Below are 23,699 nucleotides of genomic sequence, written 5' to 3' on the forward strand. Positions count from 1 at the left end.
CTCGGATCCGTTCAGAGAAGTGAAGAGGCGAGAAAGGAAGGGCAAGGCCCCGGGCGCTATGCCTCGATGAGGACCTTCAGCGCATGCGTCTCGGCCGCGCGAGAGAAGGTGTCGTAGGCATCGATGACCTGGTCCAGCCTGAAGCGGTGCGTGATCAGCCTCGACGGATCGACCTTGTTCGACTGCACCGTCTTCAGCAGCATCGGCGTCGAGACGGTGTCCACCAGCCGCGTGGTGATCGCGATGTTCTGCGACCACAGGCGCTCCAGGTGAAGATCGGCCGCATGGCCGTGGACGCCGATGTTCGCGATGGTCCCGCCGGGCGCCACGATGTCCTGGCACAGCACGAAGGTGGCCGGGATGCCCACGGCCTCGATCGACACGTCGACTCCGCGTCCGCCGGTCAGCGCGAGCACCGACTCCGCCGCGTTGCCGCCGGTGCTGTTGACCGTGTGCGTCGCGCCGAAGCGGCGTGCAACCTCCAGCCTTCCCTCGTCGAGGTCCACGAGGATGATCTGCGAGGGCGAGTAGAACTGGGCCGTGAGCAGCGTGGCCAGGCCGATCGGGCCCGCGCCGACGATGGCCACCGTGCTGCCCGGCGAAACCTTGCCGTTGAGCACGCCGCACTCGAAGCCGGTGGGCAGGATGTCGCTGAGCATCACCAGCGCTTCCTCGTCCACGCCCGGCGGCACGGGGTAGAGGCTGGTGTCGGCGTGCGGTATGCGCACGTACTCCGCCTGCGTGCCGTCGATGGTGTTGCCCAGTATCCAGCCGCCGGTGGCGCAATGCGAATACATGCCGCGGCGGCAGTTCTCGCACTTGCCGCACGAGGAGATGCACGAGATCAGCACGTGGTCGCCGGGGTGGAACGCGGTCACGCCGGCGCCCACGGTCTCGATCACGCCCACGCCCTCGTGGCCGAGGATGCGTCCCGGCGTGCAGCTGGGCACGTCGCCCTTGAGGATGTGCAGGTCAGTGCCGCAGATGGTGGTCTTGAGAATCCGGACGATGGCGTCGCCCGGCGCCTGGATCTCCGGCTTCGGGCGGTCTTCGAGCGACTTCAGGCCGGGGCCCTGGTAGACGAGTGCTTTCATGCCCCGCACGTTAGGCCCCCGAAGAGGCAGCTGCCTTGATCCAGCGCAAGGGACTGCGGCTCGCGCGCCTTGACGCGGCCAGGCCGCCGGAGAGACTGCGTGCATGAACTCGTCGGCCGCGATCGTCGGACTCGCCGTGGCACTGGGCGTCGGCCTCGTGATCGGCATCGAGCGCGAGCGCCGCAAGGGCGACGGCGACCGCCGTGCGGCGGCGGGGCTGCGCACCTTCGCCATCGTGGCGCTGACCGGCGCCGTCGCGCAGATCCTCCCCGTCCCGTCATTGGTGCCCATCGGAGGCGTGCTGGTCGCCGCGCTGGCGGCGGTGTCGCACTGGAAGAGCCGCTCGCTGGATCCGGGCATGACCACCGAGATCGCCCTCTTCGCGACCTACCTGGTCGGCGTGCTGAGCGTTCTCGAACCGGCGCTGGGTGCCGCCTGCGGAACGGGCCTGGCGCTGCTGCTGGCGGCGCGCCGGAGGTTGCACCGGTTCGCCACGCAGCTGCTGAGCGAGCAGGAGCTGCACGACGGCGTGCTGCTGGCGGCGCTCGCCCTGATCGCGCTGCCGCTCATCCCCTCGCGGCCCATCGAGGTGCTCGGCGGCATCAACCCCCGGCCGCTGGCCTCGATGGTGCTGCTGATCATGGCGATGCAGGCCGCCGGGCAGGCGGCCGTGCGTTGGCTCGGCGTGCGCGGCGGCCTGCTGGGTGCCGGCTTCGCATCGGGCTTCGTCTCCAGCACCGCCACCGTGGCCTCGTTCGGCAACCGCGCGCGGGCGCAGCCGCTGCATACCGGGCTGCTGGCCGGCGCCGCGGCGCTGTCGGCGGTGGCGACCTGGGTGCTGGCGATCGCGATGACGAGCGCTCTGTCACCGCAGGCGGGGGCCGCCCTGGTGCCCGTGGCGCTGGCCGGTGCGGCGGGCGCCGTGGCCGCCGGCCTGTTGCCGCTGCTGACGTCGCGCGACGCCGCGGCCGTCGAGCCGCCCGCCATGCAGCGCAGCGCGCTGCGTCCGCGCGAGGCGCTGGCCGTCGCGCTCGCGCTGGCGCTCGTCGCGCTGCTGGTGGGCTCGGCGCAGCGGCACTTCGGCGATGCAGGGCTGCAGGCCGGCATTGCGCTCGCGGCCCTGGTGGATGCGCACGCTCCCGTGGCTTCGCTCGCATCGCTGCACGCCGCCGGCACATTGACGACGGACCTGTTCATCCAGGGTGTGCTGGTGGCGGTGGGAACCAACACGCTCACGCGGTGCGCGGTGGCGCTCGGCGCGGGCGGCCGCGCCTACGCGCTGCGCGTGGGCGCGGCACTGGTGACCAGCCTGGGCTGCGCATGCATCGCGGCCGCCTGGCTGCGGGCCTGAACCCCATCGAGCCGCATCGAGCCCCACCAAGCCGTCTCAAGCCGCAGCCACCGGCGCCGCACAGCCGCTGCACGCCGGCCGCGTGCGCACTTCCAGCACCGAGCCCTGCGCCGTCGAGCCCGATCGGTAGGCGGCCAGGCCCTTGAGCCCCAGCTGCCAAGCCTGCATGTAGAGCTCCTTGAAGTCCTCGTAGGCGCAGTCGACCGGCACATTGACCGTCTTCGAGATGGCGGCGTCGATGTAGGGCGCCACCGCCGCCACCATGTCCACATGCGCCTTCGCGCTCATCTGCAGTGCGGTGACGAAGGCCGGCCCGAGCGCTGCGCGCTCGCCCCTGCGCTGGCGATACAGCCTCAGCGCGTGATCCTCGACCTCGTACTCCCGCGTCCCGCCTTCGGGCAGGCGCTTGCGCCGCGTGCAGCTCCATGCGAAGGCCGGTTCGATGCCGTTGCTCGCGTTGTCCGCGAAGGCCAGGCTGATGGTGCCCGTGGGCGCGATCGACAGCAGGTGCGAATTGCGCATGCCCCAGGCGCGGATGCGCGTCTTCATCGGCTCGGACAGGCGCGACGCGAAGGTGCCCCACCCGAGGTACGTGCCGGCATCGAAGAGCGGGAATGCCCCGCGCTCGCGTGCCAGCGCGCACGAAGCGGCGTAGGCCGCATCGCGCAGCGTGCGCGCAATGCGCTGTGCGGTGGCGCGGCCCTGCGGCTCGTCGTAGCGCAGGTTGAGCATGACCAGCGCATCCCCCAGCCCGGTGAAGCCCAGGCCGATGCGCCGCTTCAGCAGCGCCTCGCGACCCTGGCGCTCCAGCGGCCAGGCGGTGATGTCCAGCACGTTGTCGAGCATGCGCACGGCCAGCGCGGCGAGCCGGGAGAAGGCGTCGTCGTCGAAGCGCGCCCCCGGTTCGAAGGGGTCCCTCACGAAACGGGTCAGGTCGATCGACCCCAGGCAGCAACTGCCGTAAGGCGGCAGGGGCTGTTCGCCGCAGGGGTTCGCAGCGGCAAGCGTCTCGCAGCTGTAGAGGTTGTTGTCGGCATTGATGCGATCCAGGAAGAGCACGCCCGGCTCGCCGTGTGCATGGGCGGAGCGCATGATGCGGTCCCACAATGCCTTCGCGGGGCGGCGGCCGTACACCCACAGCCCGTCCTCGCGCCGGTGCTGCTGCGGGCTGCGGATGCGCGGACCGGGCTCGGCCCGGTGCACCAGCTCGACCTCCCTGTCGTCCAGCACGGCCAGCATGAAGGCGTCGGTCAGCGCCACCGACAGGTTGAAGTTGCTCAGCTCGCCGTCGTCCTTCGCGCCGATGAAATCCTCGATGTCGGGATGGTCGCAACGCAGCACGGCCATCTGCGCGCCCCGTCGCGCCCCGGCCGATTCCACGGTCCGGCACGAACAGTCGAAGACGCGCATGAACGGCACGGGGCCCGAGGCGCTGGAACGCGTGCCGGCCACCCAGGCCCCGTGCGGGCGGATGCGCGAGAAGTCGTAGCCCACGCCGCCACCCATGCGCATGGTCTCTGCGGCTTCCGCCAGCGCGATGTAGATGCCCGGATAGCCCTCGTCGTTGCCGATGATCGAATCGCCCACGGGCTGCACGAAGCAATTGATCAGGGTGGCAGCCAGCGTGGTGCCCGCCGCGGCCTGGATGCGCCCCGCGGGCAGGAAGCCGTCACGCAGTGCCTGCAGGAAGCGCGCCGCCCAGGTCTCCCGCTCACCGGGCTTCTCGGCCTGGGCCAGCGCCCGCGCCACCCGGCGATGAATGTCGTCGATGCCGTTTTCGCCCTCCTGCGCGTACTTTTCCATCAGCACGTCGCGGCAGATCGGCTGCAGCGGCAGTTCGGGCGGGCTTGGGCTGTCGGCGGTGTAACTGGTCATGGCCATCGACGCACGGGTGGAGCACCCATGATGGACACGCATCCGGGGAGCGCCTTGATCCATCGCAAGACCCCGGCCGCCTCGAACTCCTAGATTCAACCGGACAGCCACAACCAGGAGAAGAAGCACCATGCCAAGCCACTATCGCCTTGCCGACATCACGGTCCGGATTCCCTCAGGCACCACCGAGCCGGGACGCATCGCCCTGCTCCAGGAAGCGGGCATTCCCGTCAACCTGTCCGGCGAGGTCGCACGGGGCTTCCTGTACGAGCGGCAGCCGCGGAGGCTGGGTGCCGATTCGATCTGCCGCTGGTTCGACACCGGCGAAGTCGCGCCCGCGCACGGCATTCCGGGCATGCCAGCCATGTCCACCATGTCCTCATCCATGGGACCGGCCGCCGACCGTACGTCCGCCGCTCGCACAGCCTGAGCACCCGAGATGAGCACGCTGCGTTCGATCCTCGTCCATCTCGATGGCACCGACCGTGCCGAGGTGCGACTGCGCCTTGCGCACCGCCTCGCGGCACTGCACGGGTCCGCCTTGACCGCGCTTTTCGCGGTGTCGCCCTCGGTGCTGGCGGTGCTGCCGATGATCGGCGGCCTGCCTCCGATGCCGATGGCCGGCGACATCGACCCCGACCACCGCGCCCATGCGGCCGCGATGTTCGAGCGCCTGCTGCAGGACCACGCCAGCCGCAGCGACTGGCACGAGTTGCGTGGCGAGCCGGTCGTCGAGAGCTTCGTCCAGCATGCGCTGACCAGCGATCTCATGGTGCTGGGACAGCGCGATCCGCGCGACAAGGCCGGCTTCGACGTCCCGGCCGATTTCGTCGAGGCGGTGGTGCTCGCCAGCGGCAAGCCGGCGCTGGTCGTCCCGTTCGCGGGCAGGGTGTCACCGAACCCGGGCAGGGTGCTGGTCGCATGGCGCTGCGCGCGCGAGGCGGCCCGTGCGCTGGAGACCGCGCTGCCCCTGCTGCGCTCGGCGCAGGAGGTCCACCTGGTGGCCCCGGTGAGCGCCTCGGATCCCGAACACGGCACGACGATGTCGAGGCTGCGCGACTACCTGCGGCTGCACGGCGTCGGGCAGCTGCGGGAACACAAGGCGCCGGCGGAGGACAGGCATGCCGGCGAGGCGCTGCTCTCGCTCGCGCAGGAGACCGGCGCGGGCCTGATCGTCATGGGCGCCTACGGCCACAGTCCGGCACGCGAGCTCATGCTGGGCGGCGCCACGCGCACGGTGCTGGAGCGGGCCTCGGTTCCGGTCTGGATGGCGCACTGAGCGCTGCCTTGGGACCTGTTCCGCCGGAACTCATCCAGCCTCCTTCCACATCCGGACCAGCGATTCGGGCGCCTGCTCCTCGGGCACCTCGAAGACCACAGCCGGGACCGGGCCGTCGCCGCGCCCCCCTGCTCCAACGTCGTCGCCGTCGTTGTCGCTCTCGTCGATGAATATCTCGACGCGGTAGCGGCGCCGGTCGGCACCCTGCACGCCGGGGCCGCTTTCGCAGCCGCGCTCCGCGGCCTCCCGCAGCATCTGCATCAGGCGCTGCCTGGTGGCCCCGCCGTCGCCATCGAGCCCCACGCTGCGCGGCCGCGAGAGACCTGGCGTCCAGGCAAAACCGCCTTCGCGCGCAATGCACACGGCCCGGATGCGGCGCGCTGGCGGCAGATCGATCATGGCGCTGCGGCACTGCGGCCCCAAGACGCTGCGGCGAACGCCGCGACGAAGCGCGGCAGCTCCCCGAGCGGCAGACTGTCGATGCCGGCTGCGCGCGCACGGCCCGCGCCACCGAACCGGCTGCACAGCGCGTGGGCGCCGTCAGGGTTCGCCTGCGGCGCGCGGACGCTGACGACGTAACCCTCGTCCCGCGCCACGAGCACCGCATGCGCGAGCCCGGGTTCGCTGCTCGCCAGCTCGTTGGCCAGGCAGCCCTGCACGCGACGACTCCAGGGCGCATCGGGCAGCACGCGAACGCTGCCCCCGTCCCCCTGCCAGATCGGCGCGGTGCCCACGGCCCGGCGCAGGTCGGCCTGGCGCACCGCATCGATCTCGTCGACGATGCTCTCGTGCGCCAGCATGTCGCGCGGGTCGCGGTAGCGCATCATCAGCGCGTAGAGCAGGCGCGGCGGGATGCGGACGTCGCGCTCATGCTCGCCGTAGGCGTTGTAGTTGATCAGCATGCCCAGCCGGTGCAGCCCCGCACCATCGCCGGGCTCGAAGCCGCCGTCGAGCGCCAGCCTGTCGGCCACGGCCGCCATGTTGTCGCCATAGATCCCCACCAGCGCCCAGGCGCGGCATGCGCCGCCCAGGTGCCGATCCACGAGCAGGCTGGTGCAGACCGCGCTCGCCTCGTCGATGTGCGCCTCGAGCTGCGGATGCCGCGGCACCTCGCCCGCGGCGTGGTGGTCGAAGTAGCGCACGCGTGCGCCCTCGCCGAGCAGCCGCAGCAGGTCTGCGCGGTTGCGCAGCATCGAGAGGTCGAACACGTTGACCTCGTCACCGGGCCCCGCCGAGACGCCGCCGAGCAGTGCAATGTCGCGCTTGAGGCCCGTCACCAGCCGGACGGTGCCTGGCCGGTGCAGCCGCCATTGCACGGCCGCGCAGAGGCCGTCGGCATCGCCGTTGCAGACATCGAACCTCGTGGCCATCGTCCGGCCCTGCCTCTGCCTGTCTCAGGCCCCAGTGCGCCAGGAGCCGTCGGGCTGGCGGCACGCGCTGCCGGCGATGCCGTCGGGACGGCCGCCGACCACGACTTCGAGGCGGAATTCGCGGCAGCGGGCGCCGCGGCGCTCGAAGCTGCGCGTGGGCGTGAACACGAAGCTGTCGCCGGTGTCGCGGTTGTGCCAGCCCGACGACTCGCCGTTGCCCAGGCTCTCCAGCGCGCTCGCCGCGCGGCGGCGGTCGCTGTCGTCCATCGCGCGGGCCACCACGCTTCCGGGCACGAAAGAAGCGATCGAGCCGGTGAGCACGGCGCCGCCCGGCGCTGCGGCCGGAAAGCCGCCGCATGCGGCTACCAGGGCAGCAGCCGAGATAGCGACAGCAACGGCGAGGGACATCGGAGGCGCCGGGCAACGCTTCATTCGCAGCTCCTCGGCGCCGGCGCTTTCAAGTGCGTTCAGGCGTAGGAACGCAGCCGGCGCGAAAAATCCGCCAATGGCGCGATGCCGCTGGCCTCGGCACGCTGGCACCAGTCCTGGAGCTGCCTGGCCAGCTGCTCGCCGGTGGCGGTGGAACGGCTCCACAGTGCAGCCAGCTCGTCGCGCATCGAATACATCGTAGCCAGCGCCTGCGAGGCCTTCAACGCCTGCAGCATCTGCCGGTGGCGCGAGGGTCCGAGCAGGCCCTGGTCCTTGCCCAGCCAGGGCTTGACGGCCTTCAGGGCGCGCGCAGCTTCTGGCGAGATGCCGCGCAGGCGGTCGAGCTCGGCCACGCAGGCCTTCTTCAGCGAGCGCGTGTAATTCGACAGCACGTCGTAGTGGCAGCGGATGATCGCCTGCACGGTGGCCAGGTCGACGTTCGCCTTGGGCGCGACCAGCCGCGGCGTGGGCGCCACATGCTTCACGCGGGCCAGGCCCAGCGCCTGCAGCGTGCGGATGTAGAGCCAGCCGATGTCGAACTCGAACCACCTGCTCGACAGCTTCGCCGAGGCTGGAAAGGCGTGGTGGTTGTTGTGCAGCTCCTCCCCGCCGATCAAGATGCCGATGGGAAAGATGTTCGTGCTGGCGTCGCGCGCCGGCCAGTTGCGGTAGCCCCAGTAGTGGCCGATGCCGTTGACTACGCCAGCCGCCCAGAACGGAATCCACGCGATCTGCACGAGCAGCACCAGCGCGCCGGGCACGACGCCAAAGAGCGCCATGTCGACCACGCCCATCAGCACGATGCCCAGGGTCTTGTGCTCCGCGTAGACGTGCCGCTCCAGCCAGTCGTCGGGCGTGCCGTGGCCGTAGCGCTCCAGGGTCTCGGCGCGCCTGGCTTCGCGCACGTAATAGAACACGCCGCCCCAGAGCACCCGGTTGAGCCCGTGCACCTGCGGGCTGTGCGGGTCCTCCGGGGTCTCGCACTTGGCGTGGTGCTTGCGGTGCACCGCGGCCCACTCCTTGGTCGCCATGCCGGTGGTCAGCCAGAGCCAGAAGCGGAAGAAGTGGCTCGCCACGGGATGCAGATCGAGCGCGCGGTGGGCCTGGTGGCGGTGCAGGAATATGGTGACGGAAGCGATGGTGACGTGCGTGAGCGCGAGCGCGGCCAGCAGCACGCCCCACCACGGAAGATCCAGCACGCCGGAATAGAGCAGGGATTGCATTCGTACCTCTTGAACAGTGCCGGCGATTCTGCGGACTGCGGGGGCGCGCACCTTGATGCACGTCAACACGCATCGTCCGGTTTCGCGTTCAGCGAGATCACCCGCCGGAACTTGCCGCTGCGGCCGCATTGCGTGCTCTCCCCCGCGCGGCACTCGATGCGCACGCCCTTCGCGCCCTGCGTCTCGAGGAAAGCCGCGAGCGCCGCGCGCGCCTTGCGCAGGGTCCGCTGCATCTTCTGTCCCTGCCCGCGGGTTTTCAGCAGCAGCTCGCGCGGCCCCTGCTGCACCAGCTGAAAGTCGAAAAGTCCCGCCTCCTCCTCGAGGACGGTGCTCACCGCCAGCGGAACCACCCTCACCGCCGGCATGCCGACACCGGCCGCGAGGCACAGGGTGTCGTCGTCGCGCCCATGGACCTCGATGACCGGAAGATGCGATCCGCACCCGCAGGGCGCATCGAGCAGCCTGACCCTGTCGCCCAGGTCGTAGCGGATCACCGGTTGCAGGTGGTTGGCCAGGTTGGTCAGCAGGGTCGTGGTTCCGGCATGGCCGGCCGGCACCGCCCGGCCCTGGGCATCGACCGGCTCCAGGATCGCCCAGTCGCTGTTCAGGTGCAGCACGCCCAGCGAACATTCGAACGCCAGCGACAGAAACTCCGAGGCGCCATAACTGTTGGCGACCGGGCAGGCGAACGCCTCCTTCAGGAAGACGCGTCCGGCTGCAGAGAGCGTTTCCCGCCGGTCCATATCTCGCGCGGCGCTGCCTTGAGCCGGCCAGCCTCCCGCTCTTGCGCGAGCACGATGGCGGCGCTCGGATAGGTGGCCAGCACCGTGGGATCGAAGGCATCGAGCTCGTCGCAGAGCCTGTCCAGCGGCTGCAGGAATGAAATGCCGCGCAGGCGGGACGCGAGGCCGGGCTGCAGGCGGCGCAGCCGCTCGACCGATACCGTGCTCGCGAAATGCCCGCCGGTCGCGCCCACGAAGGCGATGCGCTCCCCCAGGCTCCACGGATCGAGCAGCCGCTCGAAGGGCCGAAGCAGCGGTCTGCGCAACGCCTCCAGCGCGTCGTACACGGCCATCGCACGCGCGTCCTGCACGAAGATCGCGGGCTCGCCGGTGCTGCCGGAGCTTTCCCATGCCGTGTAGGGGCCCAGGCAGTCGGCCGCGATGTTCGCCGGTTCGGCGAGGAAGCGTCGCAGCGCCGGCAGCGACAACGCCGGGTCGCAGACCCAGCCTGCGAAGTCGCCCATCAGTTCCGCCTTGCGGGCCATCGGCAGCTCCTCCAGCCGCGCAGTGGCCGGATCGCAGCCGGCCAGCAGGCGCCGGTAGCGTGGCGAATGGGCCGCCGCCGCGGCGAGCAGCTCCGCCAGCCGCTGCGACCGCATCGCGGCGAGCGAGCTCGCAGCCGCATTCGTGGCCATCGATACCTCGGCCGCAACCACACAGGCCCGCCACGGATCAAAGATCGGCGGCATCGGGCGCGGCTCCGGGCGAACGGGTATCCATGGCGGGTTCCTCGGCCATGGAGCTTGCGCCCATGCCGGCGCGACGGGTTGACGTGCATCAAGCCGGCAGGTCGCGGCGGCCCGCACGATGGCATGTCCCGTCACTGCCGCGCCGTCTTCAATGCCATGACCATCCGTCATCTGGACCGCCTGCTGTCGCCGGCCTCCGTCGCCGTGTTCGGTGCCTCGAACCGGCCCGCCAGCGTTGGCGCCACGGTATGGCGCAACCTGCGCGCCGGCGGCTTCAAGGGCGCGGTGCACGGGGTGAATCCGAAACATGCCTCGCTCGACGGGGTGCCCGTCTTCCCCGACGCGGCGCACCTGCCTGCCGCGCCCGACCTGGCGGTGATCTGCACGCCACCGGCCACGGTCGCGCCGCTGGTCGCCGAACTCGGCGCACTGGGCACCCACGCGGCGGTGATCATCACGGCCGGCCTGGAGCCGCGGCAAAAGCAGGCCGCGCTGGAGGCGGCGCGCCCCTTCACCCTGCGCCTGCTGGGGCCCAACTGCCTCGGCCTGCTCAGTCCGCACATCGGCCTGAACGCCAGCTTCGCGCACACCGACGCGCTGGCGGGCGACGTGGCCTTCGTCTCGCAGTCGGGTGCACTGGTCACGGCCGTGCTCGACTGGACCCGCAGCCGCGGCGTGGGCCTGTCGCACATGGTCTCGCTGGGCGAACACTGCGACGTCGACTTCGGCGACCTGCTCGACCACCTGGCCAGCGATGCGCACACCCGCTCGATCCTGCTGTACGTGGAATCCATCGAGTCGCCGCGCAAGTTCATGTCCGCCGCGCGCGCGGCCGCGCGCAACAAGCCGGTGATCGTGCTCAAGGCCGGGCGCGCCGGCCACGGCATTGCCGCCGCCACCTCGCACACGGGCGCGCTGGCGGGATCGGACGCGGTCTACGACGCCGCGCTGCGGCGCGCCGGAATGCTGCGCGTCGACACGCTGCAGGAGCTCTTTTTAGCCGCAGAGACTCTGTCGCGCTTCCGGGGCAATGGCCACGGCAGGCTCACGGTCATGACCAACGGCGGGGGCGCCGGCGTGATGGCCGCCGACGCGGCGGCGCGCGAGGGCGTGGTGCTGGCAGACCCGGGCTCCGCGCTGCTCGCCCGCCTCGACGCAGCGTTGCCGGCGAACTGGTCCCGCGCCAACCCCATCGACATCATCGGCGACGCACCCGCCGAGCGCTATGCCGAGACGCTCGGCGCACTGCTGGCCGACACGTCGGCCGGGGCGGTGCTGTTCATGCATGCACCCACGGCCATCGTGCGCAGCGAGGACATCGCGCGCGCCTGCCTGCCGCTGGTGCGCGGCCAGGCCTCGCGCGTGATGAGCGCCTGGCTCGGCGACGCTGCGGTGACCCAGGCGCGCAGGCTCTTCGAGGAGGCCGGCGTGGCCGACTACGCCTCGCCCGAAGAAGCGGTGCATGCCTTTGCGATGCTGCAGACCTATCGGCGCAACCAGGAGATCCTGATGGAGACGCCGGGCGCCGCCCATGGCGCCGCGCCCGATGCCGATGCGGTGCGCACCACGCTGGACGCGGCGCTGGCCGAGCAGCGCGAATGGCTCGGCGAACAGGAGGCCAAGTCGCTGCTGCAGGCCTACGGCATCGAGACGGTGCCCACCGTCGCCGTTGCGCCGACGGCCGAGGCGGCGGTCGAGGCCGGCAAGGGGCTGGGATACCCGTTGGCGTTGAAGATCCTCTCGCGCGACATCACGCACAAGACGGACGTCGGTGGCGTGCGGCTGGGCCTGCGCGACGAAGCCGCGCTGCGCAGCGCGGCCGGTGAAATGCTCGAAGCGGTGAGGAACGCCCGGCCGCTGGCGCAGATCGACGGCTTCACCGTGCAGCACTCGCTGCACCGCCCGCACGCCCAGGAAATCATCGTCGGCGCCAGCATCGACCCTGTCTTCGGTCCCGTGATCCTGTTCGGCCAGGGCGGCACCGCGGTGGAGGCCGCCGCCGACACGGCCATCGCGCTGCCCCCGCTGAACCGCGCCCTCGCCGCGGAACTGGTGTCGCGTACCCGCGTGGCGCGCCTGCTGGCCGGCTTTCGCGACCATCCGCCGGCTCGCCTCGATGCGCTCCACGACGTGCTCGTCGCCGTCTCGCGCATGCTGGCCGATCTGCCGCGGCTGGCGGAGCTGGACATCAATCCGCTGTGGGTCGACGAGCATGGTGCGCTGGCGCTCGACGCGCGCATGCGGCTGTCGCGTACGCCGCAGCACGGCACCGCGCGCTTCGCGATCCTGCCCTACCCCGACCAGTGGGTGCGGACGCATACCTGGAACGGGCGCGAAATCGTGGTGCGGCCGATCAGGCCGGAGGACGAGCCGCAGCATCGGCGCTTCCTGGAGTCGCTGGACGCGGAGGACATGCGGATGCGCTTCTTCTCGGTGCGCAAGGAAATGCCGCGCAGCGAGCTCGCGCGATTGACGCAGATCGACTACGACCGGGAGATGGCCTTCATCGCCGAGGACGTCGATGCGCAAGGCCATGCCCGCACGCTCGGCGTGGCGCGCACGGTGTGCGATCCCGACAACGTCGAGGCCGAGTTCGCGCTCGTCGTGCGCTCCGAGCTCAAGGGCCAGGGGCTGGGCAAGGTGCTGTTCGAGCGGCTGATCGAGCACGCGCGCAGCCGCGGCACCCTGCGACTGGTGGGCATCGTGCTGCGCGAGAACACCCGGATGCTGAAGCTCACGGCCGCGCTGGGCTTCAAGGCCGATCCGGCCGAGCCGCCTTCGTCGGGCCTGCGTCGGATGGTGCTGCAACTGAGGGCTTGAGCAGGGTGGTCGCGCTCGGGGGCGCGAAGCCGTAGAAGCGATCGTTCAGATAGCGGGCCACTTCCATGATGTCCTGGTCGCGCCAGCCCAGCGAGGAGGCCTGCTGCCAGCGCCGCACCTGCTCCTCGAGGCTGTCCCAGTCGTTGACCAGCTTCCTGCCGCGCCAATGCATCTTCTCGTTGTGGCAGGCGACGCAGTTGGCGTTGTAGAGCAGCTCGCCCCGGGATTGGGCTGGGGCGGGGCTGACATGCAGGCCCAGGCAGAGCGACAGGGCGAGCGCGGCCGCGGCACCGCACCCCGACATGCGGCCAGTCTTGCAGGCGATGGGAATCGGGCGCATGGAACTCTCCTTCGAGCGGTGTTGAACGTCGGCCTCGCATCCTCTCGCGTCGACAGCCGGCGCGCTTGATCCAGCGCAACGGAAATCCCGCCGCGCGCGCCTAGATTGAAGTTCCCTCAACCCATTCATGGAGTAAGCGCATGAACACCGCACTGTCCCGCCTGGACCGCATCGAGAACCTCTTTCCCGACATGCTGCGCCGCTGGGCGCGTCCGCTGCAGCTGATCGACGAGGCCGAACTGCCGGCCGACATCCGGCTCGACATCAGCGAGAACGACAAGGAATACCTCGTCACCGCCGAGATCCCCGGCGCGAAGAAGGAAGACGTGCGCGTCTCCATCGACGGCAGCTACGTCTCGATCTCGGCCGAGGTCAGGAAGGACGAGGAAAAGAAGCAAGGCCGCTCCATCGTCCGGGAGACCTATCGCGGCAGCATGTCGCGCGGCTTCTCGCTGGCCAGCGAAGTCGACGACAAGACCGCCGTGGCCAAGCTCGAGGACGGCGTGCTGCACTTGACGCTGCCCAAGCGCGAAGGAACGGCCCGCACCACGCTGAAGATCCAGTAGCGACCGCGCCCTGGTGCCGCCGGCAGTGGGCTCCCCGCGCGGGCCGCCCCGCCTTCGAAGGAGAAAGGGAGCGAAGGAGCCCGCATGCTGAGCGCCTACATCACCCACGCGGACTGCACGCGCCACGACATGGGCGCGGGCCATCCGGAATGCCCCGAGCGGCTTGCCGCGATCCACGACCGATTGCTGATCGCGGGGCTGCTGGACTACATGGCCCCTCACGACGCCCCGCTTGCCACGGCCGCCCAGCTGGCGCGCGCGCACACGATGTCGTACGTGCGCGAACTCATGGCGATGGCGCCCACCGAGGGTCACCGCTTCGTCGACCCCGACACCGTGATGAGCCCGCACACCCTGCAGGCCGCGCTGCGCGCCGCCGGGGCGGCAGTGCTCGCCACCGATCTGGTCCTGGCGGGCGAAGCGCCCACGGCCTTCTGCAACGTGCGTCCGCCCGGCCATCACGCCACGCGCGACGCCGCCATGGGTTTCTGCTTCTTCAACAACGTGGCGGTGGGCATGCGCCACGCGCTCGATGCGCACGGCCTGAAGCGCGTGGCCCTGATCGACTTCGACGTGCACCACGGCAACGGCAGCGCCGACATCTTCCGCGACGACGAGCGCGTGCTCATGTGCTCCATCTTCGAGCAGGGCCTCTATCCGTTCTCGGGCGAGGACGACAACAGCCTGCGGATGGTGAACATCGGCCTGCCTCCGCGCTCGGGCGGCGATGCGTTCAGGGCGGCCGTCACGCAGCACTGGCTGCCCGCCCTCGACGCCTTCGCCCCCGAGCTCATCTACGTTTCTGCAGGCTTCGACGGGCACCGGGAGGACGACATGGGCAATCTCGGCCTGGTGGAAAACGACTACGCCTGGGTCACCTGCAGGATCATGGAGACGGCGCGGCACCACTGCGGCGGGCGCGTCGTGTCGTGCCTGGAGGGCGGCTACGCGCTGAGCGCCCTGGCGCGCAGCGCGGCCGCGCACGTCAAGGTGCTGATCGGCGCCGACTGATCGGACGGAGCGGACGGAGCGGGCGACCTGGACACCGGCACCGAGGGCCGCGAGGCCCGGCGACGGGGCCCGGACTCAATGCCCGCTGGGCCCGTGCGCCCCGATGCCGGTTTCCGAGCGCACCTGCTGCGCGAGGAAGCCGCCGCGGTCGACCTGCGCGCGCGCGCTGCGGTCGAGCACCGAGAAAAGCCAGATGCCCGCAAAGGCGATGCTCATCGAGAACAGGCACGGCGAGGTGTACGGGAACAGCGAGGAGCCGGCCGGATGACCGAACGTGGCCTCCCACACCGAGGGCGACACCACCGTGAGGGCCACCGAGGACACCAGCCCGAGGAACCCGCCGATCACCGCCCCGCGCGTGGTGCAGCCCTTCCAGAGCACCGACATGAAGAGGACGGGGAAATTGGCCGAGGCCGCGATGGCGAAGGCCAGCGACACCATGAAGGCGATGTTCTGCTTCTCGAACACGATCCCCAGCAGCACCGCCAGCGCGCCCAGCGCCAGCGTGGTGATCTTGGAGACTCGCAGCTCCGCCGCGCTGCCCGCGTCGCCTTTCCTGATGACGGTGGCGTACAGGTCGTGGGAGACGGCCGATGCGCCCGAAAGCGTGAGGCCCGCCACCACGGCCAGGATCGTGGCGAAGGCCACCGCCGAGATGAAGCCGAGGAACACGTTGCCGCCCACTGCGCTCGCCAGGTGGATCGCAGCCATGTTGCCCCCGCCCTTGAGCGCGCCCTTCGCATCGAGGAAGTCGGGGTTCGTCAGCACGAAGGTGATGGCGCCGAAGCCGATGATGAAGGTCAGCAGGTAGAAGTAGCCGATCCATCCGGTCGCCCACATGACCGACTTGCGCGCCTCCTTCGCGCTGGGCACGGTGAAGAAGCGCATCAGGATGTGGGGCAGCCCGGCCGTGCCGAACATGAGCGCCATGCCGAAGGAGATGGCCGAGACCGGGTCCTTCACGAAATTGCCCGGCCCCATGATCGACTGGCCGATGCTCGCAGCCACCTCGGCGGCCTTGCCGTCCTTCAGCGCCAGGTCGGTCTTGACCTTGACCGCGCCCGCGAACATCGCCTCGGGGCTGAAGCCGAAGTGCCAGAGCACCGAGATCGCCATGAAGCTCGCGCCGCCCAGCAGCAGGCCGGCCTTGATGATCTGCACCCAGGTCGTGGCGGTCATGCCCCCGAAGAGCACGTAGACCATCATGAGCGAGCCCACGATGACGACCGCCACCCAGTACTCGAGGCCGAACAGCAGCTTGATCAGCTGCCCGGCGCCCACCATCTGCGCGATCAGGTAGAACGCGACCACCACCAGCGTGCCGGAGGCCGCGAAGATGCGGATCGGCGTCTGCTCGAAGCGGAAGGCCGCGACGTCGGCGAAGGTGAACTTGCCGAGATTGCGCAGGCGCTCCGCCATCAGGAAGGTGATGACCGGCCAGCCCACGAGGAAGCCGATGGAGTAGATCAGCCCGTCGTAGCCGGAGGCCATCACCGCGGCCGAGATGCCGAGGAACGACGCCGCGGACATGTAGTCGCCCGCGATGGCAAGGCCGTTCTGGAAGCCCGTGATGCCGCCGCCGGCCGTGTAGAAGTCGGCCGCGGAACGGGTGCGCGCAGCGGCCCACTTGGTGATGAAGAGGGTTGCCACCACGAAAAGGCCGAACATGCCGATGGCGGTCCAGTTGGTGGCCTGCTTCTGCAGCTGGCCGAGGTCGGCGCCGGCCGCGTGGGCTGCTGCGCCAACCGTCGACAGCACGCACAGGAGCGCGGCAAAGCGCGCGCGCAGGATGCTTGCGGAACGTGCGTTCATGGCTTGTTCCCCTTCACGGCCTCGACGACGGCATCGGAGAGCGCGTCGAACTCGGCGTTGGCGCGGCGGACGTAGTAGCCGGTGATCGCCACGGTGAAGACGATCACGCCGAACCCGATGGGCATGCCCAGGGTCATGACGCCGTCGCCGATGCGCCGCGCCAGGAAGTCCTTGTCGAAGGCTACCAGCAGCACGAAGCCGTAGTAGGCGACGAGCATCAGCGCCGCGAGGGTCCAGCCGAAGCGGTCGCGCCGGCGCTTGAGCTGCTGGTACTTGGGATCGGCCGCGATGCGCGCAGCCAGTTCGTCTTTCATGGCGTCTCCTTGTTGGCGATGGGCGCATTAGGAACGTCCGCATCGGCGCGAGGCTTGCGCTGGCGCAAGCTTTTCCCGCTGGGTGCCGGCAAAGATCTCGCACCCATCCAAGGACACGAGACATGAACGCTCCCGATCTCCAGCCCCGCCTGCCCACCTATGCGCCGCCGCCGGCCCTTGCGCGCAATGCCCATGTCGCGGGCCGCGCCGCCTACGATGCACTGGTGGCCGAAGCGCAAGCCGATTACGAGGGCTACTGGGCCCGCCTGGCACGCGAATTCGTCGCGTGGAAGACGCCTTTCACCAAGGTGCTGGACAGCAGCGACGCACCGCACTACCGGTGGTTCGAGGACGGCACGCTCAACGTCTCGTGGAACTGCCTGGACCGCCAGGTCACCAGTGGCCGGGGCGACAAGGTGGCGATCGTCTTCGAGTCGGACGACGGCCAGGTCACGCGCACGACCTACGCTCAGCTGCTGGCGCAGACCTGCCGCATGGCCAACGCACTGAAGTCGCTCGGGGTGGGCAAGGGCGACCGAGTCGTCATCTACATGCCGATGTCGGTCGAAGGCGTCGTGGCGATGCAGGCCTGCGCACGGCTGGGCGCGGTGCATTCGGTGGTGTTCGGCGGCTTCTCCGCGCATGCGCTGCGCGACCGGGTCGCGGACACCGGCGCCACGGTGATCGTCACCGCCGACCAGCAGGTCCGCGGGGGCAAGCGGCTGCCGCTGAAGGCGCTGGTCGACGAGGCCCTCGCGCTCGGCGGCTGCGAGGCGGTGCGCTCGGTCATCGTCCATCGGCGCACCGGCGAACCCATCGACTGGACGCCGCGCGACGTCTGGATGCACGAACTCACCCAGACCCGCAGCGACATCTGCGAGCCCGCGTGGGTCGGTGCCGAGCACCCGCTTTTCCTGCTCTACACCTCGGGCTCGACCGGCAAGCCCAAGGGCGTGCAGCACTGCAGCGGCGGCTACCTGCTGCATGCGGCGCTCACCACGACGTGGACCTTCGACATGCACGACGACGACGTGTTCTGGTGCACGGCCGACATCGGCTGGGTCACGGGCCACACCTACATCGCCTACGGCCCGCTGGCCGTCGGTGCGACGCAGGTGGTGTTCGAGGGCGTGCCCACCTATCCCGACGCGGGGCGCTTCTGGCAGATGATCGAACGGCACCGCGTCACGGTGTTCTACACGGCCCCCACCGCCATCCGCTCGCTCGTCAAGGCGGCCGAGGGCGACCCGGCCGTGCACCCCGATCGTCATGACCTCGGCAGCCTGCGCGTGCTGGGCTCGGTCGGCGAGCCGATCAACCCGGCTGCCTGGGAGTGGTACCGCCAGCACGTGGGCGGCGGGCGCTGCCCGGTGCTCGACACCTGGTGGCAGACCGAGACCGGCGGCCACATGATCACGCCGTTGCCCGGCGCCACCGATCTCGTGCCGGGCTCGTGCACCCTGCCCTTCCCGGGCATCGAGGCCGCCATCGTCGACGAGACCGGCAACGATGTGCCCGATGGCGAGAGCGGCCTGCTGGTCATCAAGAAGCCCTGGCCGAGCATGATCCGCGCGGTGTGGGGCGACGACGCGCGCTACCGGTCGAGCTACTTTCCGCCGGAGCTGCGCGGCTGCTACCTGGCTGGCGACGGCGCCGCGCGCGACAGGCTCACGCGCTATTTCACCATCGGTGGGCGCATCGACGACGTGCTCAACGTCAGCGGCCATCGCATGGGCACGATGGAGATCGAATCGGCGCTCGTGGCCTGTACGGCGCTGGTGGCCGATGCCGCGGTGGTCGGCCGGCCCGACGAGACCACGGGCGAGGCGATCTGCGCGTTCGTGGTGCTCAAGCAGCCGCGCCCCGCCGGCAAGGAGGCGGACCGGCTGGCCGCAGAACTGCGCGCGTGGATCGGCAAGGAGATCGGCCCCATCGCCAAGCCCCGGGAGATCCGATTCGCCGAGAACCTGCCCAAGACGCGCAGCGGCAAGATCATGCGGCGCCTGCTGCGCTCGGTCGCCAGGGGCGAGGCGATCGCACAGGACGTGTCGACGCTGGAGAACCCGGCGATTCTCGATCAGCTGACCGAGACGCACTGACCGGGCGGATAGCGGCGGACCGCTATCCGCCCGCCGGGTGCCGGTGCACGGGAAGCGCGTTCACCGGGATGCGCAGGTACGCAACGCCGTTGTCGTCGGCAGGCGGCAAGCGACCGCCGCGCACGTTCACCTGGATCGAAGGCAGGATCAGCGTGGGCACGTCCAGCGTCGCGTCGCGCGCGGTGCGCATCGCCACGAACTCGTCGGCGCCGATGCCGTCGCGCACGTGGATGTTGTGCGCGCGCTGCTGCGCCACGGTGGTCTGCCAGCCGGGTTGCCTCGATGCCGGCGGGTAGTCGTGGCAGACGTACATGACCGTCTCGGGCGGCAGCTCCAGCAGCCTGCGCATCGACGCGTAGAGCTGGCGGGCGTCGCCGCCGGGGAAGTCGGCGCGTGCGCTGCCGAGGTCGGGCATGAAGAGCGTGTCGCCGACGAACACGGCGCCATCGACCAGATAGGCCATGTCCGCGGGCGTGTGGCCCGGCACCAGCCAGGCGGTGACCTCGACCTCGCCGATGCGGAAGACCTCGCCGTCCTTGAAGAGGTGGTCGAACTGGCTGCCGTCGGGCAGGAAGGCGCGCTCGAAGTTGAAGAGCTTGCCGAAGGTCGCCTGGACGAGGCGGATGTTCTCGCCGATGGCGATCTTTCCGCCTGCATGCTGCTGGACATGGCGCGCGCCGGAAAGGTGGTCGGCGTGCGCGTGCGTTTCCAGGATCCACTCGAGCTGCAGCGCGTGCTCGCGCAGGTAGGCCAGCAGCCTGTCGGCCGAGGCAGTCCCCGTGTGGCCCGACCTGAAGTCGTAGTCGAGCACCGGATCGATGACCGCGGCATGCCTTCCCGCGTGTTCCCACACGACGTAGGACACGGTGCCTGTGGCGGGATCGAAAAAACCCTGGATGGTTGTGCGTGCGGTCATGGCGGTTCCCGAGACAAACAATATATATTTAAATATAATATTCAAATCGAAAACGTCAACCCGTCCCGTGAAGAAATCCATCCTCGCCATCGATCCCGAAGTGCTGCGCGGCGCCGCCGGCAAGGCAGTCGCGGCGCTCAAGCTGCTGGCCAACGAAGACCGACTGCTGCTGCTGTGCCAGCTCTCGCAGGGCGAGATGTGCGTGAGCGACCTCGAGGAAACGCTCGGCATCCACCAGCCCACGCTGTCGCAGCAGCTGGGCGTGCTGCGCAACGAAGGCGTGGTCGACACCCGCCGCGAAGGCAAGAACATCTTCTACAGCGTGGCCGATCCTGCGCTCATGGAGATCCTGCGCGTGCTCTATCGCCTCTACTGCCCCCCGGAGAAATGATGTCCATCGACTGGAACCACTTCACGCCCCTCGCCTCGCTGGCAGGCGGCGCACTCATCGGCATCGCCGCGGCGATGTTCGTGCTGCTCAACGGGCGCATCGCAGGCATCAGCGGCGTGCTGGGAGGCCTGCTCAGGCCCTCGAAGGGCGACATCGGCTGGCGTGCCGCCTTCGTGCTCGGGCTCGTGGGCGCGCCATCGGTCTACCTGCTCTTCACGTCGCTGCCCCACCCGCAGATCGACGCCGGCTACGGCACGCTGGTGCTGGCCGGCCTGCTCGTCGGACTGGGCACGCGCTACGGCTCCGGCTGCACCAGCGGCCACGGGGTCTGCGGCCTCTCCCGTCTGTCGCCGCGCTCGCTGGTGGCCACGGGCGCGTTCATGGGCGCGGGCTTCGCCACGGTGTTCGTGGTGCGCCACTTGCTCGGCATCTGAGGAGAACGCCATGACCCTTTTCGTCTCGTTGCTCGCAGGCCTGGTCTTTGGGCTCGGCCTCATCGTTTCGGGCATGGCCGATCCGGCCAAGGTGCTCGGCTTCCTGGACCTGGCCGGACGGTGGGATCCATCCCTGGCCTTCGTGATGGCGGGCGCGATCGGCATCGCATCGATCGCATTCCTCGCCGCCAGGCGGCGCAGCGTGTCGCTGCTGGGCGCGGCGATGCGCCTGCCGTCCGCGCGCGAGATCGACCGTCGCCTGGTCCTGGGCAGCCTGGTCTTCGGGGTGGGCTGGGGCATCGCCGGCTTCTGCCCCGGTCCGGGCCTCGTCGCCCTGGGCATGGGCGAATCCAAGGCCTTCGTCTTCGTGCTCGCGATGCTCGCGGGCATGGGCCTCTTCGAACTCATCGAGCACCGCGCGCCACGGGCCTGACACTACCCTGCGGCTGTCTGCTCGCCTGCGTCCGCATGCACCAGCAGCACGGGAACGCCGGTGCCGCGCACGATCCGCTCGGTGCTGCTTCCCAGCAGCAGCTGCCCGAGGCCTCGCCGGCCTCGCGTGCCGGCAATGATCAGGTCGGCGTGCCATCCCCGTGCCTCGTCCGCGACGAGGCTGGCCACGGTGCCGTCCGCTTCGTTGTAGAGCACGGTGTCGACCTCGACGCCGGCGGAACGCACGCGCTCGGCGCTGCGCGCAAGCATGCGCGCGGCTTCGGCGCGCAGCTCGGGCGATCGGTCATGGGCGAAGCCGGCCCGTGAAACCGAGAGGTCGTCGATGGCGTGGAGCAGCCGCACCCGGCTTCTCATCGGCCGGGCAAGGCGGATCGCCTCCTCGATGCCCTGGGCCGATGCCGGGCTGCCGTCTATGGGAACGAGTATTCGTCGGTACACGGTGGCTCCTTGCCGGACGGGGCTGCGTCAGCTGCCCCAGTGCCTGCACGCTCTTCACCCGTCCATTCTGGGCATCGCCGCGGCCTTCGGATTGACATGCATCAACCGCGGATCTTGCCGTCCACCACCTGGATGATGCGGTCGCAGCGCCCGGCCAGCTCGGGGTTGTGCGTGACGAAGAGAACCGCCATGCCGCGCTCGCGGTTGGCCTTGCGCAGCAGCTCGAAGACGGCATCCGCCGACTTCGTGTCGAGGTTGCCCGTGGGCTCGTCCGCGAGCAACAGCGGCGGATCCATCGCCAGGGAGCGCGCCACGGCCACTCGCTGCTGTTGGCCGCCGCTGAGCTGGGTGACCATGCTGTCGCGCCATTTCGCCAGGCCCACGCTCTCAAGCAGCGCGGACGCGCGCTGCGCCATGTCGTCCCTGAAGAAGCCGGCATCGCCGAGCATCGGGATCGCCACGTTCTCCAGCGCGGTGAAGCCGGCGAGCAGGTTGTGGTACTGGAAGATGAAGCCGATGCTGTGTCCGCGCAGCCGCGTGAGCGCGCGCTCGTCGAGCAGACGGGTCTCCCGGCCGCCGATGCACAGCGACCCGCTGGTCGGCCGGTCGAGCAGCCCGACGATGTTCAGCAGCGTGCTCTTGCCCGAACCCGAGGGGCCCATGACCGCGCAGAACTCGCCGCGCGCCAGCGTGAGATCGATGCCGTGGAGCACCTGCGTCTCGTTCGGCAGCCCCAGGTTGAAGGCCTTGCGCACGTCGCGCAGGCTGACGACCGGCTCAGCCACGGATCGCCACCACGGGGTCGAGCCGCGCCGCGCGCAGCGCCGGCGCGAACGCCGCCGCCAGCCCTGTCAGCGTGGCCAGCAGCAGCGACGCCACGAACAGGCCCGGCTCGATGGCCAGCGGAAAGAGCGGCGTGCCGTCGGGGTTGAGTGCGTAGCGCTGCCACAGCAACAGCGCCACCAGCCCCATGCCGGCGCCACCCAGCGAACCGAGCAGCCCCAGCAGCCCGCCTTGCAGCAGGAACACCCGCAGCACCTGGCCGCGGGAGATGCCCATCGCGCGCAGGATGCCGATCTCCCGCGACTTCTGCACGACCGACACCACCAGCACGCTGGCGATGCCGAAGGCCACCGACAGCCCCACGAAGAAGCGGATGGTGGTGTTGGAGGTCTTCTGCGCCTGCACCGCAGTGAAGAACTGCGCGTTGGTGGCGATCCAGCTGTCGGCCTCCACGCCGGTGGCCGCGGTGATGCGCTGTGCGATGACATCGGCGGCGTAGATGTCCTTGACCTTCACCTCGAGGCTGGAGACGCCGCCCACGAGGCCCAGCAGGCTCTGCGCCGTGCGCAGCGCAACGAAGGTGGTGCGCTGGTTGGCGGGCTTGCTGCCCAGGTCGAACAGGCCGGTCACCATGAGCGTCTGGTCGCCGCCGCTGGCCGACGACACCCGCAGCTTGTCGCCGACGCCCACGCCCAGGTCGCTCGCGAGGTCGGTGCCGATCAGGATGTCGCCCGGCGTGAGGCGCGTGCTGCCGCGCACGATCTTCTCGGGCAACGCCACGATCAGGAAGTAGAGCGCCGGATCGATGCCGTTGACCGAGACCGCGCGGCTCGCCTCGCCGCGGATCGCGAGCGCGGAACCGCTCGCAGTGGGCGCGACCACCTCCACGTCCGGCATCGCGCGAACCTGCGCCGCGACCGACTGCCACTGGTCGATCGACTTGAGCCTTTGCAGCGGTGCCTGCACCACCGCATCTTCGAGCGCGCTGCCCGCGCCGAGCCGACGCGCCACCTCCTTCGGCGGCAGCAGCTGGATCTGCGACTGCGCCGTGAGCACGCGGCGCACGAAGTTGGACTGCAGCCCGTTTAGCAGCGCCGACATGAACACGATCACGGCCACGCCGATCGCGATGCCGGCCACGATGAACAGCGTCTGCATCCGCCCTTCGCGCAGGAAGCGGAGCGCCACGATCCATTCGAAGGGCAGCCAGCGGCTCTTCATGGCTTCAGC

General features: G+C 70.1%; 25 protein-coding genes. 10 read left to right on the forward strand and 15 right to left on the reverse strand.

The window, feature by feature from the left end:
• Positions 1 to 56: 56 nt before the first annotated feature.
• Positions 57 to 1,094, reverse strand: coding sequence for a zinc-dependent alcohol dehydrogenase family protein (locus G369_RS0127810; protein ID WP_019657344.1), 1,038 nt, complete (start codon positions 1,092 to 1,094; stop codon positions 57 to 59).
• A 103-nt stretch (positions 1,095 to 1,197) separates the two neighbouring features.
• On the opposite strand from G369_RS0127810, the gene G369_RS0127815 reads away from it, so the two are divergent.
• On the forward strand, positions 1,198 to 2,445 hold the full coding sequence (locus tag G369_RS0127815) for an MgtC/SapB family protein (protein ID WP_019657345.1): 1,248 nt from the start codon (positions 1,198 to 1,200) through the stop codon (positions 2,443 to 2,445).
• Between the two features lie 36 nt (positions 2,446 to 2,481).
• Here the strand turns inward: G369_RS0127815 and G369_RS0127820 are convergent, their stop codons facing one another.
• On the reverse strand, positions 2,482 to 4,326 hold the full coding sequence (locus tag G369_RS0127820) for an adenosylcobalamin-dependent ribonucleoside-diphosphate reductase (RefSeq protein ID WP_019657346.1): 1,845 nt from the start codon (positions 4,324 to 4,326) through the stop codon (positions 2,482 to 2,484).
• Between the two features lie 124 nt (positions 4,327 to 4,450).
• Here G369_RS0127820 and G369_RS36440 point away from each other — a divergent pair, with 124 nt between their 5' ends.
• Together G369_RS36440 and G369_RS0127830 are read left to right on the forward strand one after the other, a co-directional pair.
• Positions 4,451 to 4,750, forward strand: coding sequence for a hypothetical protein (locus G369_RS36440; RefSeq protein WP_019657347.1), 300 nt, complete (start codon positions 4,451 to 4,453; stop codon positions 4,748 to 4,750).
• 9 nt (positions 4,751 to 4,759) lie between these two features.
• Entirely contained in the window at positions 4,760 to 5,599 is an 840-nt protein-coding gene (locus G369_RS0127830) for a universal stress protein (RefSeq protein ID WP_019657348.1), read from the forward strand.
• A 30-nt stretch (positions 5,600 to 5,629) separates the two neighbouring features.
• Here the strand turns inward: G369_RS0127830 and G369_RS0127835 are convergent, their stop codons facing one another.
• From G369_RS0127835 to G369_RS38320, 6 genes are all read right to left on the reverse strand, one after another.
• A complete protein-coding gene (locus G369_RS0127835; protein WP_020723312.1) occupies positions 5,630 to 5,998 on the reverse strand; it encodes a protealysin inhibitor emfourin in 369 nt (122 codons plus the stop codon).
• Positions 5,995 to 6,969 (reverse strand): hypothetical protein, encoded by a 975-nt coding sequence (locus G369_RS0127840; protein ID WP_019657350.1) that lies wholly within the window; start codon positions 6,967 to 6,969, stop codon positions 5,995 to 5,997. The genes G369_RS0127835 and G369_RS0127840 overlap by 4 nt, the downstream gene beginning before the upstream one ends.
• 24 nt (positions 6,970 to 6,993) lie before the next feature.
• A complete protein-coding gene (locus G369_RS0127845; RefSeq protein WP_020723313.1) occupies positions 6,994 to 7,377 on the reverse strand; it encodes an RT0821/Lpp0805 family surface protein in 384 nt (127 codons plus the stop codon).
• Positions 7,378 to 7,436: 59 nt separating this feature from the next.
• Positions 7,437 to 8,621, reverse strand: coding sequence for a DesA family fatty acid desaturase (locus G369_RS0127850; protein ID WP_019657352.1), 1,185 nt, complete (start codon positions 8,619 to 8,621; stop codon positions 7,437 to 7,439).
• 62 nt (positions 8,622 to 8,683) lie between these two features.
• Complete coding sequence (locus tag G369_RS38315; protein WP_099047495.1) at positions 8,684 to 9,364, reverse strand: phenylacetate--CoA ligase family protein; 681 nt, start codon at positions 9,362 to 9,364, stop codon at positions 8,684 to 8,686.
• Positions 9,319 to 10,038 carry a phenylacetate--CoA ligase family protein gene (locus tag G369_RS38320; protein ID WP_099047496.1) on the reverse strand — a complete coding sequence of 240 codons (720 nt, stop codon included), beginning with the start codon at positions 10,036 to 10,038 and terminating at the stop codon, positions 9,319 to 9,321. The genes G369_RS38315 and G369_RS38320 overlap by 46 nt, the downstream gene beginning before the upstream one ends.
• A 210-nt stretch (positions 10,039 to 10,248) precedes the next feature.
• Between G369_RS38320 and G369_RS0127860 the strand changes: the two genes are divergently transcribed.
• The gene (locus G369_RS0127860) at positions 10,249 to 12,912 is read left to right on the forward strand and encodes a bifunctional acetate--CoA ligase family protein/GNAT family N-acetyltransferase (RefSeq protein ID WP_019657353.1); all 2,664 of its coding nucleotides are present in this window, start codon (positions 10,249 to 10,251) and stop codon (positions 12,910 to 12,912) included.
• Here the strand turns inward: G369_RS0127860 and G369_RS37250 are convergent.
• Positions 12,845 to 13,252, reverse strand: coding sequence for a c-type cytochrome (locus G369_RS37250; RefSeq protein ID WP_020723314.1), 408 nt, complete (start codon positions 13,250 to 13,252; stop codon positions 12,845 to 12,847). The two genes, G369_RS0127860 and G369_RS37250, sit on opposite strands and share 68 nt — an antisense overlap.
• A 140-nt stretch (positions 13,253 to 13,392) precedes the next feature.
• Between G369_RS37250 and G369_RS0127870 the strand changes: the two genes are divergently transcribed.
• On the forward strand, positions 13,393 to 13,818 hold the full coding sequence (locus tag G369_RS0127870) for an Hsp20/alpha crystallin family protein (protein ID WP_019657355.1): 426 nt from the start codon (positions 13,393 to 13,395) through the stop codon (positions 13,816 to 13,818).
• Positions 13,819 to 13,902: 84 nt separating this feature from the next.
• Positions 13,903 to 14,829, forward strand: a complete 927-nt coding sequence (locus G369_RS0127875) for a histone deacetylase family protein (RefSeq protein ID WP_019657356.1) — start codon at positions 13,903 to 13,905, stop codon at positions 14,827 to 14,829.
• 75 nt (positions 14,830 to 14,904) lie between these two features.
• Here G369_RS0127875 and G369_RS0127880 read toward each other — a convergent pair whose 3' ends face one another.
• On the reverse strand, positions 14,905 to 16,641 hold the full coding sequence (locus G369_RS0127880; protein ID WP_019657357.1) for a cation acetate symporter: 1,737 nt from the start codon (positions 16,639 to 16,641) through the stop codon (positions 14,905 to 14,907).
• Positions 16,638 to 16,955, reverse strand: a complete 318-nt coding sequence (locus G369_RS0127885) for a DUF485 domain-containing protein (protein ID WP_019657358.1) — start codon at positions 16,953 to 16,955, stop codon at positions 16,638 to 16,640. Before G369_RS0127885 ends, G369_RS0127880 begins: the two co-directional genes overlap by 4 nt.
• A 122-nt stretch (positions 16,956 to 17,077) precedes the next feature.
• Here G369_RS0127885 and acs point away from each other — a divergent pair, with 122 nt between their 5' ends.
• Positions 17,078 to 19,054, forward strand: a complete 1,977-nt coding sequence (gene acs / locus G369_RS0127890) for an acetate--CoA ligase (RefSeq protein WP_019657359.1) — start codon at positions 17,078 to 17,080, stop codon at positions 19,052 to 19,054.
• 22 nt (positions 19,055 to 19,076) lie between these two features.
• On the opposite strand, the gene G369_RS0127895 is transcribed toward acs, so the two are convergent.
• Entirely contained in the window at positions 19,077 to 19,970 is an 894-nt protein-coding gene (locus G369_RS0127895; RefSeq protein WP_019657360.1) for an MBL fold metallo-hydrolase, read from the reverse strand.
• 67 nt (positions 19,971 to 20,037) lie between these two features.
• Between G369_RS0127895 and G369_RS0127900 the strand changes: the two genes are divergently transcribed.
• Genes G369_RS0127900 through G369_RS0127910 form a run of 3 tightly spaced genes read left to right on the forward strand, consistent with a single transcriptional unit; the run spans position 20,038 to position 21,228 of the window.
• Positions 20,038 to 20,361, forward strand: coding sequence for an ArsR/SmtB family transcription factor (locus tag G369_RS0127900; RefSeq protein WP_019657361.1), 324 nt, complete (start codon positions 20,038 to 20,040; stop codon positions 20,359 to 20,361).
• Positions 20,361 to 20,795: a YeeE/YedE family protein gene (locus G369_RS0127905; protein ID WP_020723315.1), complete on the forward strand. Its 435-nt coding sequence runs from the start codon at positions 20,361 to 20,363 to the stop codon at positions 20,793 to 20,795. Before G369_RS0127900 ends, G369_RS0127905 begins: the two co-directional genes overlap by 1 nt.
• A 10-nt stretch (positions 20,796 to 20,805) precedes the next feature.
• Positions 20,806 to 21,228 carry a YeeE/YedE family protein gene (locus G369_RS0127910; RefSeq protein WP_019657363.1) on the forward strand — a complete coding sequence of 141 codons (423 nt, stop codon included), beginning with the start codon at positions 20,806 to 20,808 and terminating at the stop codon, positions 21,226 to 21,228.
• Between the two features lie 2 nt (positions 21,229 to 21,230).
• On the opposite strand, the gene G369_RS0127915 is transcribed toward G369_RS0127910, so the two are convergent.
• The 3 genes from G369_RS0127915 to G369_RS0127925 form a co-directional block, all read right to left on the reverse strand.
• Positions 21,231 to 21,686, reverse strand: coding sequence for a universal stress protein (locus tag G369_RS0127915; protein ID WP_019657364.1), 456 nt, complete (start codon positions 21,684 to 21,686; stop codon positions 21,231 to 21,233).
• Positions 21,687 to 21,787: 101 nt separating this feature from the next.
• Positions 21,788 to 22,471: an ABC transporter ATP-binding protein gene (locus G369_RS0127920; RefSeq protein WP_019657365.1), complete on the reverse strand. Its 684-nt coding sequence runs from the start codon at positions 22,469 to 22,471 to the stop codon at positions 21,788 to 21,790.
• Complete coding sequence (locus G369_RS0127925; protein ID WP_019657366.1) at positions 22,464 to 23,690, reverse strand: ABC transporter permease; 1,227 nt, start codon at positions 23,688 to 23,690, stop codon at positions 22,464 to 22,466. The genes G369_RS0127920 and G369_RS0127925 overlap by 8 nt, the downstream gene beginning before the upstream one ends.
• Positions 23,691 to 23,699 lie beyond the last annotated feature (9 nt).

The sequence above is a fragment of the Variovorax atrisoli 110B genome (assembly GCF_000382045.1).
GTDB classification, from domain to species: domain Bacteria; phylum Pseudomonadota; class Gammaproteobacteria; order Burkholderiales; family Burkholderiaceae_C; genus Variovorax; species Variovorax atrisoli.

Excerpts from the sequence above, each read along its gene's own strand:
- G369_RS0127810 (WP_019657344.1), bottom strand. The coding sequence starts at position 1,094 with ATGAAAGCACTCGTCTACCAGGGCCCCGGCCTGAAGTCGCTCGAAGAC.
- G369_RS0127815 (WP_019657345.1), top strand. The coding sequence starts at position 1,198 with ATGAACTCGTCGGCCGCGATCGTCGGACTCGCCGTGGCACTGGGCGTC.
- G369_RS0127820 (WP_019657346.1), bottom strand. The coding sequence starts at position 4,326 with ATGGCCATGACCAGTTACACCGCCGACAGCCCAAGCCCGCCCGAACTG.
- G369_RS36440 (WP_019657347.1), top strand. The coding sequence starts at position 4,451 with ATGCCAAGCCACTATCGCCTTGCCGACATCACGGTCCGGATTCCCTCA.
- G369_RS0127830 (WP_019657348.1), top strand. The coding sequence starts at position 4,760 with ATGAGCACGCTGCGTTCGATCCTCGTCCATCTCGATGGCACCGACCGT.
- G369_RS0127835 (WP_020723312.1), bottom strand. The coding sequence starts at position 5,998 with ATGATCGATCTGCCGCCAGCGCGCCGCATCCGGGCCGTGTGCATTGCG.
- G369_RS0127840 (WP_019657350.1), bottom strand. The coding sequence starts at position 6,969 with ATGGCCACGAGGTTCGATGTCTGCAACGGCGATGCCGACGGCCTCTGC.
- G369_RS0127845 (WP_020723313.1), bottom strand. The coding sequence starts at position 7,377 with ATGTCCCTCGCCGTTGCTGTCGCTATCTCGGCTGCTGCCCTGGTAGCC.
- G369_RS0127850 (WP_019657352.1), bottom strand. The coding sequence starts at position 8,621 with ATGCAATCCCTGCTCTATTCCGGCGTGCTGGATCTTCCGTGGTGGGGC.
- G369_RS38315 (WP_099047495.1), bottom strand. The coding sequence starts at position 9,364 with ATGGACCGGCGGGAAACGCTCTCTGCAGCCGGACGCGTCTTCCTGAAG.
- G369_RS38320 (WP_099047496.1), bottom strand. The coding sequence starts at position 10,038 with ATGGCCACGAATGCGGCTGCGAGCTCGCTCGCCGCGATGCGGTCGCAG.
- G369_RS0127860 (WP_019657353.1), top strand. The coding sequence starts at position 10,249 with ATGACCATCCGTCATCTGGACCGCCTGCTGTCGCCGGCCTCCGTCGCC.
- G369_RS37250 (WP_020723314.1), bottom strand. The coding sequence starts at position 13,252 with ATGCGCCCGATTCCCATCGCCTGCAAGACTGGCCGCATGTCGGGGTGC.
- G369_RS0127870 (WP_019657355.1), top strand. The coding sequence starts at position 13,393 with ATGAACACCGCACTGTCCCGCCTGGACCGCATCGAGAACCTCTTTCCC.
- G369_RS0127875 (WP_019657356.1), top strand. The coding sequence starts at position 13,903 with ATGCTGAGCGCCTACATCACCCACGCGGACTGCACGCGCCACGACATG.
- G369_RS0127880 (WP_019657357.1), bottom strand. The coding sequence starts at position 16,641 with ATGAACGCACGTTCCGCAAGCATCCTGCGCGCGCGCTTTGCCGCGCTC.
- G369_RS0127885 (WP_019657358.1), bottom strand. The coding sequence starts at position 16,955 with ATGAAAGACGAACTGGCTGCGCGCATCGCGGCCGATCCCAAGTACCAG.
- acs (WP_019657359.1), top strand. The coding sequence starts at position 17,078 with ATGAACGCTCCCGATCTCCAGCCCCGCCTGCCCACCTATGCGCCGCCG.
- G369_RS0127895 (WP_019657360.1), bottom strand. The coding sequence starts at position 19,970 with ATGACCGCACGCACAACCATCCAGGGTTTTTTCGATCCCGCCACAGGC.
- G369_RS0127905 (WP_020723315.1), top strand. The coding sequence starts at position 20,361 with ATGTCCATCGACTGGAACCACTTCACGCCCCTCGCCTCGCTGGCAGGC.
- G369_RS0127910 (WP_019657363.1), top strand. The coding sequence starts at position 20,806 with ATGACCCTTTTCGTCTCGTTGCTCGCAGGCCTGGTCTTTGGGCTCGGC.
- G369_RS0127925 (WP_019657366.1), bottom strand. The coding sequence starts at position 23,690 with ATGAAGAGCCGCTGGCTGCCCTTCGAATGGATCGTGGCGCTCCGCTTC.